The sequence below is a fragment of the Corynebacterium tuberculostearicum genome, assembly GCF_022347385.1.
GTDB lineage: Bacteria > Actinomycetota > Actinomycetes > Mycobacteriales > Mycobacteriaceae > Corynebacterium > Corynebacterium tuberculostearicum_M.
Genome location: NZ_JAKRDT010000032.1, coordinates 1 through 6,736, shown reverse-complemented (window position 1 = coordinate 6,736; position 6,736 = coordinate 1). Strand labels below are relative to the sequence as shown.

The window sequence follows — 6,736 nt, the reverse complement described above, 5'->3', positions numbered from 1 at the left end:
TCGTCGCCTGAGCTTTATCACGCATGTTTTTCGAGTGGGCACGTTTGCCGGTGCCGTACTGCTTAAGCCAGGAATAAAGTGAAGAACGATTGATTCCTAGCTCTGCTGAAGCCGTGTGAAGCGAGAGGTCCTCATTGTTTTCGTAGAGGGCTACAGCATCACGTTTGAACTGTTCGGAGTACCTAGGCATGGTGGTAGATTACCTTTCTTCCCAACCCAACCGGGCTGGATATCAGGTGTCTACCTAACGGGGGCCAGGTCCCGCCGACCTTCGCCGCTTCATTCGCACCTTCATCGACACCCACCTGCGCCCCGAAGACAAAGAACAACAACCCGAACCACGCCTGCGCATCAACTACAACCCGGATAACACCACCACACTATCTTTGACCTGCGATAGTGCCACCGCCACCATCATCGCCCGCCACATCGATGCTTACACCAACCAGACCACCACCACCGCAGCACAAGCACTCATCGACCTCATCTTGGAAGACACCCACACCAGTGTTGCCATCAACACCTTCACCACAAACGAGAAAGCCAACCTCGTCTTCCACCCCGGTGCCGGATGGATAAACCTCAACCATGCCCCCACAGACAACACCTTCATCCGCCGACTCTTAGCCGACGAGGCAGACTCGTACACCCCCACCACCGACATCCGCGCCTACACCCAAGGCAGAGACGCTAACTGCCGCTGGCCCGGCTGTACCGTCCCCGCCACCCGGTGCCAACTCGACCACCGCATCGAATACCACCTTGGCGGGCCAACCAGCCCAGACAATTTAGTCAACCTCTGCCAACACCACCACAACATCAAAACCGACCGCAGAGTCCATTACATCCTCGACCCGATTACCGGAACCATCGCCTGGCTCCACCGCGACGGCACCTACCAACTAGACCACCCCACCGGACCACTAACCACACACCACACACACTGGAACCACACCTGGGCCCAATACCTCACACACCAACGACAAAGAACAGAAAGGAAGACCTCCAAAGGGTAGGGGACGCCGTTAAAATGGGCTGACAGCCTACCGAGGAGGCCGAACTGATGAGCTCACTGGCTGCCATCGCCTTGCCATTTTTTCAGAGTAGGACCCGATCCTTTCTTGATGAGGATCGGGCAGCTAGACGTGCACTGAAAATGCAAGATGGAATTGGCGTGCTCGATTTTGCCGTGGAGGACCCTTCGGAGGATCCAGCCCAAGTATTCTCGGTTGTGCAAGAAGCGCTGGAGATTGCCGTAGATGTGATAGCCAATGCGGATGACTCACTTGGTATGTTAAGTGAGGTTGTTGAAGAGCTTATCGAGCTCCACGCTAAGAGCGCACAGCGCGCCAAGCCTGCGCCAAGGGAGCTGGCCGAGTGGTTCATTGATTTCCATGAGAGCAACGAGGTTGATTACTTCGATCTTGACCCTGTTGCATATTCAACGGTCCTCGGAGAAGACGACCTGGCTCGGGTGCGCGCTTGGGCGGAAAACGCAGATGTTATCCGCCGTAAGTATATGGAGAAGCGCTTTGCGGTTTTAGATCAAGACGTCGAAGCAATCATTCGTACACACCTGGCTGAGGGTAGCTACGCGGTTTATTTCGAAGAGGCAGCTAAAGCCTTAGAAGAAATCGGTGAGAATGACGCTGCGTGGGAGTACGCGAAGCGTGGAACCGAATCTGATCCAGATTGGCAAGCGCGGTCTTGCGGGCAATTCTGGGTGGAACTAGCGAGGGATCATTTCTCCGAAAGGGAGGAAGAGGTCGCCCAGATAGTTCTCAACAAGTGGCCGGACCCGCTCCTAGAAGTAATGCTGTATCCAGAAAGGTTTGTGGAGCCCTAGAGAACTAGAAGGTCGAACTTCGTGGCCTTCACGTCGGACAGGCGCTTGCGGGCGCGCTCGAGGCGCTGCCATTCCTCCTGGGGGATGGACTTTCGGGCAATGGTGACGGTTTCGGCGTCAGGGGTGCCCCAGGCGATGGGCATAGGGGTGATTTGCTGCCAGTGGTTGTTGTCTGCGCGGCCGGACACAGCGGCGACGGGAACCTTGGTGCCTACGGTGCGCTGAGTGCCGGGAATAGCGGTCACGGTGCGCAGGCAAGCGGCCCAGCGGGGAGGCAGGGAAGGATCCACATTGGTATTGACTAGGGCGAGCAGGACCATGTCGCGTTCGTTGACCTCAGCGATGACAGCCGGAGCAAGGGGATAGGAGTCATAGAGCTGTTGGGCGGTGCCAACTTTACGTGCGGCGGCGAAGCCGACGATGGCCACCATGATTCCGAAAAGGATCATGCCCAAGCCGAGGGTGATACCCCAAGAAAATCCCCACCAGATGGCTGCGCCGCCGATGATGAGCAGGATGCCCAGCACGAGGCCGGAGATGCGAAGGCGGTTTGAATCGCGCAAGAGCTCGTTATTGGCCTTGGCAAAGGACTCGTCTACGTCGAACTTGAAGATTTTCATTGTTCCAAGTCTAGTGCGTCGATAAGCCGGTAGGCATATCCCTGCTCGGCGAGGAAGCGTTGGCGATGCACGGCGTAGTCTGCGTCGAGGCTATCGCGGGTGACCAGCGAATAGAAGAGAGCTTCCTCTTCCTTGGGGCGCAGCAGCCGGCCGAGGCGTTGGGCCTCTTCTTGGCGGGAGCCGAAGGTGCCGGAGACCTGGATGGCTAGGGCTGCCTCGGGAAGATCGATGGAGAAATTGGCCACCTTGGATACTACGAGAACGGGAAGTGTGCCCTCGCGGAATTGTTGGAAGAGGCGTTCGCGCTTGGCGGTGGAGGTGGAGCCGTCGATAACGGGGGCGTCGAGATGCGCGCCGAGCTCTTTGAGCTGGTCGACATAACCGCCGATGATGAGCGCCTGCTGTGGGTGGCGGGCCAGGATCTTGTCCACCGCACGGAGCTTGGCGGCGGCTTGGGCGGCGATGCGGTAGCGGTCGCGAGGTTGGGCGGTGGCGTACAGCATGCGTTCCTCGGCGTCCATATCCACGCGGACCTCGATGCATTCGGCGGTGGCGATATAGCCGGCCATTTCGAGTTCTTTCCACGGGGCGTCGTAGCGCTTGGGGCCGATAAGGGAGAAGACGTCGCCCTCGCGGCCGTCCTCGCGCACGAGGGTAGCGGTAAGCCCTAGCCGACGCCGCGATTGAAGGTCCGACGTCATGCGGAACACCGGGGCGGGAAGGAGATGGACCTCGTCGTAGATGATGAGGCCCCAGTCGCGGGAATCGAAGAGCTCGAGGGCGCGGTATTCGCCCTTGGTTTTGCGCGTGACCACCTGGTAGGTGGCGATGGTGATGGGCTTGATTTCCTTCTTTTCGCCGGAGTATTCGCCGATTTCGTTTTCGGTCAGGGTGGTGCGGCGCAGGAGCTCGTCGCGCCATTGGCGGCCGGCGACGGTATTGGTGACCAAGATGAGCGTGGTGGATTCTGCCTTGGCCATCGCAGCCGCGCCGACGATGGTTTTGCCAGCGCCGCATGGGAGTACGACGACGCCGGAGCCGCCGGACCAGAAGGCCTCGGTGGCGTACTGCTGGTAGTCACGCAGCTGCCAGCCGTCGTGATTGAGGGCGATCGGATGGGACTCGCCATCGACGTAGCCGGCGAGATCCTCGGCCGGCCAGCCGGCCTTGAGGAGGGCTTGTTTAAGGCGGCCGCGCTCGGAGGGCGGGACGGCGATGGAGTGCTCGTCGATGCGCGCGCCGAGGAGTTTTCCGGTAGCGCCGCGGGAGAGTTCTTCCAGGATAGGTGGCTCTTCGGACTCGAGGATGAGGCCGTGGGCCGGGTGGGCGTGGAGGCGGACGCGGCCGTAGCGGGACATGGTTTCGGCGACGTCGACAAGCAGGGCTTGGGGGACTGGAAAGCGGGAGTAGCTTTCGAGGACGTCGACGACCTGCTCGGCATCGTGCCCGGCCGCGCGGGCATTCCATAACGCGAGCGGGGTGATGCGGTAGGTGTGCACGTGCTCGGGGGCGCGCTCCAGCTCCGCAAAGGGAGCGAGCGCGGCGCGGGCCTCGGCGGCTTGGGCGTGATCCACCTCGAGCAGGACGGTCTTATCCGACTGCACAATCAATGGTCCATTCATGGCTCCAGCGTAACGGAGGTGATCCGGTGCAAGGGAAACCGGATGGTAGAGCCATCGGCCGCGCGAGCGTCGATTTGCCCGCCCGCCACGGTCAGCGGGGTGACGGTGCGTTTCTTTTCGTTGCCGTTCTTGTCCGCATAGCCGATGGTGATCGGCCGGGCAGTGCGCGCGGCGGCGTGGACTATATCGAGGCTGGGCGTGGAAGGCGCCGCGTCGTCGCGCAGGGTGCGCATCGCCTTCGCGATGTCCGGGGAAGCGGTGGCCCGGCGGGCGGTGGGCGTCGGCAGGGTAGCCGGTTCGGGCGCGACTGTAAGGCTGGCGCCGTTTTCGTCCTCTGCCGCGGGGGTGAGTCCGTGCTCGCGCAGGCGCTCCAGCAAGTCGTGCACCGGCAATTGGGACACCGCCACGGTGGGCGCGAGCAGGCGCAAGGGCGCCGCCTTCAGCGCAATCTGGAGGAGAGCCGGGTCCTCGCTGCGCAGGTAGGACAGCGCCGGGCCGGAGCGCAGGGTGCCATGGCGCTTGGCGACGTCCCCGATGTGGAACTCCAGCGTCTGTGGCACCTCCCCATGGGCGGCGAAAAAGGCCTGGAGTTCCTCCCCGGTCATGCCGCGATCCAGGCCGCGGCGCAGGGAAGCGTCCGAGATGCGATAGACGCTGGCCAGGCCGGGGGACTCGAGGTCGGCGACTGCTTCGAGCCGTTGGTGGGTCTCCGGATCGAGCGGGCCGGGAACCAGGACGGTCATATCCGCTTGGATGAGGAAGTAATCGACCGTGTCGGGGGTCAGGCGGGCGGCGGCGTCGGGGCCGTCGATAAGCACGCTGGTGGGGCGCTCGAGGGCAACGGCACCGATCCACTCGGCTTCCGCGCGGAGTTCGGCGATGGTCTCGTCCGAGGTGTGCGTGGCAAAGAGCGGGAAATGGAAGCGCAGGGACTCCTCGAAGGTGGGTTTCGCCCCACGCAGGTAGACCTGCAGGACTTTGTCCCTGAAGCTAGGTAGCCGGTCATTGGTGTGCGCTAGCGTGCGGCCTTCCTTTGTCCATGGGGAGGCAGTCCAAGCCTCGAGCAGAAATTGCCATTTTTCGGCGAGGTTTGCGTCGAGCCAGGTTTGGGCGAGCTCCGTTGGGGCGAGGAAATTGCCCTCCATGTTTTTCGGCTCGCCGCGGCTTAGTAGGCGGGCACTCATGCCGAGTTCGATGAGCCGGCGTAGCTCCGCTTCGCCGATGTCGAGGGTTTTGCTCAGGTTGGTGAGCTGGCGAACGCCGACGGTCTTGTCCTTGAGCAGTTCTATCGGCCGCGCGCCTAGGGCGTCAATGACGCGCTGCATGCCGCGCACGGCGGAAAGGCCGGCCGCGGTGCCGGCATCATCGACCTTGGAATCCGGGGCGGGGGATTCGGTGATTCCCTCTACTGGGATTGGGGCGGTGGGCTTGCCGTTGAGCGCAAGGTGCACGGCGCGCGGCAGGCGGACGGTGGTGGCGTCCACGCGCTGGAGCAGCTGCTTGGCGATGAGCCGCGGAATCGGCCGGGCCGGATCCGCGTCAATGGCCGCATCTCGCGTGGTACCCAGGCCATTGGAGCGCGATAGGGTCTGGAGAACCTTCCGTTCTTCATCCGGCAGCTCGGCGATGTCCTCCGGGCTGACCTGGACCTGGTCGAGGAGGGACCAGCCCGTGGGAAGGGCGGGCATGACCTCGGGCGGGATGAGGACGTTGCCGTAGGCCAGGCCGCGCTCCTTGAGCTGGCGGGTGATGTCCGGATTAAGGTCTTCTACCTCCTCGAGCTCTCCGCCGCGGCGCGCGATGTCTTCGATCTCCGCAAGCTGCCGTGCAGTGCAGTTCATGAGCGCCCGCGCGATAGAAGTGCGCAGTAGCAGGCGGGTAGCCAACGCTGCGATGCTCGGGGGTAGCGGATTGAGCACATCCGGCCGGTTGCGGAGGATGGTGGCGAGCTTTTCTTCCTCAAGGGAGGCGAGCCACGTGCGGAAATGCGGGAGGTGGGAAGACTGAGTCATGATGTCACCCCAGTTTAGTTATCGTTTGAGTTACGTTTTTGCGCAAGGTTTGAAATAATAAGGGCTATGTCGAATCAGAAGAAGGGTCACGTTTCCCCGGCTTGGCCGAAGAACGAAAATCGCGAGCACGCAATCACCGAAATCTCTGCGCCTTTTGCTGGTGCGTCCAGCCCCTACGGCGATGATCTGATCTTGCCGATGCCGGCAGAGAAGCTGAACTACGTTCACCCTTATACTCGCATCAATCGCTAGAGTATGTCCCCGCCTTGGTGCGGGGATTTTTCTGTCATACAAAAAGGCTTGAGTTCAGAGGGTCGTTGCAACACTTTCCCTTAGGAGGGTGTTGTTGTGTCTGGGGTTGTTGGCCCGTTTCATTCGTTGTCTGAGTCGGATCGTCGTGGCTTAGTTGCCTTGGTTGGCAGTGGGCGTAGTGTCCGTTCGGCGGCTGGTGAGCTTGGTTGTCATTACGGGCATGCTTTGAATTTTTGCCATGCCTTTGGATTGCCAGTCGTGTTTAAAGCCAAACGAGTTGATCGCCGCGGCAGCCAGGCTGTCCAGCTTGTAGAGCTAGTCCGAAGCGGACTGTCGGTACGCCAAGCTGCTAAAAGATGTGGGATGCATCTTACCGCTGCGTAT

At 61.3% G+C, this 6,736-nt stretch carries 7 protein-coding genes; 3 read left to right on the top strand and 4 right to left on the bottom strand.

Annotation, left to right across the window (positions count from 1 at the left end; translation table 11 throughout):
• On the bottom strand, positions 1–190 hold a 190-nt coding region (locus tag MHK00_RS11535), incomplete at its 3' end, for a transposase (protein ID WP_250411942.1).
• A 196-nt stretch (positions 191–386) separates the two neighbouring features.
• Between MHK00_RS11535 and MHK00_RS11530 the strand changes: the two genes are divergently transcribed.
• Both MHK00_RS11530 and MHK00_RS11525 read left to right on the top strand, forming a co-directional pair.
• Positions 387–1,016: an HNH endonuclease signature motif containing protein gene (locus tag MHK00_RS11530; RefSeq protein WP_250411939.1), complete on the top strand. Its 630-nt coding sequence runs from the start codon at positions 387–389 to the stop codon at positions 1,014–1,016.
• Between the two features lie 158 nt (positions 1,017–1,174).
• Positions 1,175–1,846: a hypothetical protein gene (locus MHK00_RS11525; RefSeq protein ID WP_250411937.1), complete on the top strand. Its 672-nt coding sequence runs from the start codon at positions 1,175–1,177 to the stop codon at positions 1,844–1,846.
• Here MHK00_RS11525 and MHK00_RS11520 read toward each other — a convergent pair.
• Genes MHK00_RS11520 through MHK00_RS11510 form a run of 3 tightly spaced genes read right to left on the bottom strand, consistent with a single transcriptional unit; the run spans position 1,843 to position 6,100 of the window.
• Positions 1,843–2,466, bottom strand: a complete 624-nt coding sequence (locus tag MHK00_RS11520) for a DUF3239 domain-containing protein (protein ID WP_250411935.1) — start codon at positions 2,464–2,466, stop codon at positions 1,843–1,845. The genes MHK00_RS11525 and MHK00_RS11520 overlap by 4 nt on opposite strands.
• Positions 2,463–4,088, bottom strand: a complete 1,626-nt coding sequence (locus MHK00_RS11515) for a DNA repair helicase XPB (protein ID WP_250411933.1) — start codon at positions 4,086–4,088, stop codon at positions 2,463–2,465. Before MHK00_RS11515 ends, MHK00_RS11520 begins: the two co-directional genes overlap by 4 nt.
• Positions 4,085–6,100 carry a helicase-associated domain-containing protein gene (locus MHK00_RS11510; RefSeq protein ID WP_250411931.1) on the bottom strand — a complete coding sequence of 672 codons (2,016 nt, stop codon included), beginning with the start codon at positions 6,098–6,100 and terminating at the stop codon, positions 4,085–4,087. The genes MHK00_RS11515 and MHK00_RS11510 overlap by 4 nt, the downstream gene beginning before the upstream one ends.
• Before the next feature lie 66 nt (positions 6,101–6,166).
• Here MHK00_RS11510 and MHK00_RS11505 point away from each other — a divergent pair, with 66 nt between their 5' ends.
• Positions 6,167–6,352, top strand: a complete 186-nt coding sequence (locus MHK00_RS11505) for a hypothetical protein (protein WP_005329460.1) — start codon at positions 6,167–6,169, stop codon at positions 6,350–6,352.
• Positions 6,353–6,736: the final 384 nt, after the last annotated feature.

Excerpts from the sequence above, each read along its gene's own strand:
- MHK00_RS11515 (WP_250411933.1), bottom strand. The coding sequence starts at position 4,088 with ATGAATGGACCATTGATTGTGCAGTCGGATAAGACCGTCCTGCTCGAG.
- MHK00_RS11520 (WP_250411935.1), bottom strand. The coding sequence starts at position 2,466 with ATGAAAATCTTCAAGTTCGACGTAGACGAGTCCTTTGCCAAGGCCAAT.
- MHK00_RS11510 (WP_250411931.1), bottom strand. The coding sequence starts at position 6,100 with ATGACTCAGTCTTCCCACCTCCCGCATTTCCGCACGTGGCTCGCCTCC.
- MHK00_RS11505 (WP_005329460.1), top strand. The coding sequence starts at position 6,167 with ATGTCGAATCAGAAGAAGGGTCACGTTTCCCCGGCTTGGCCGAAGAAC.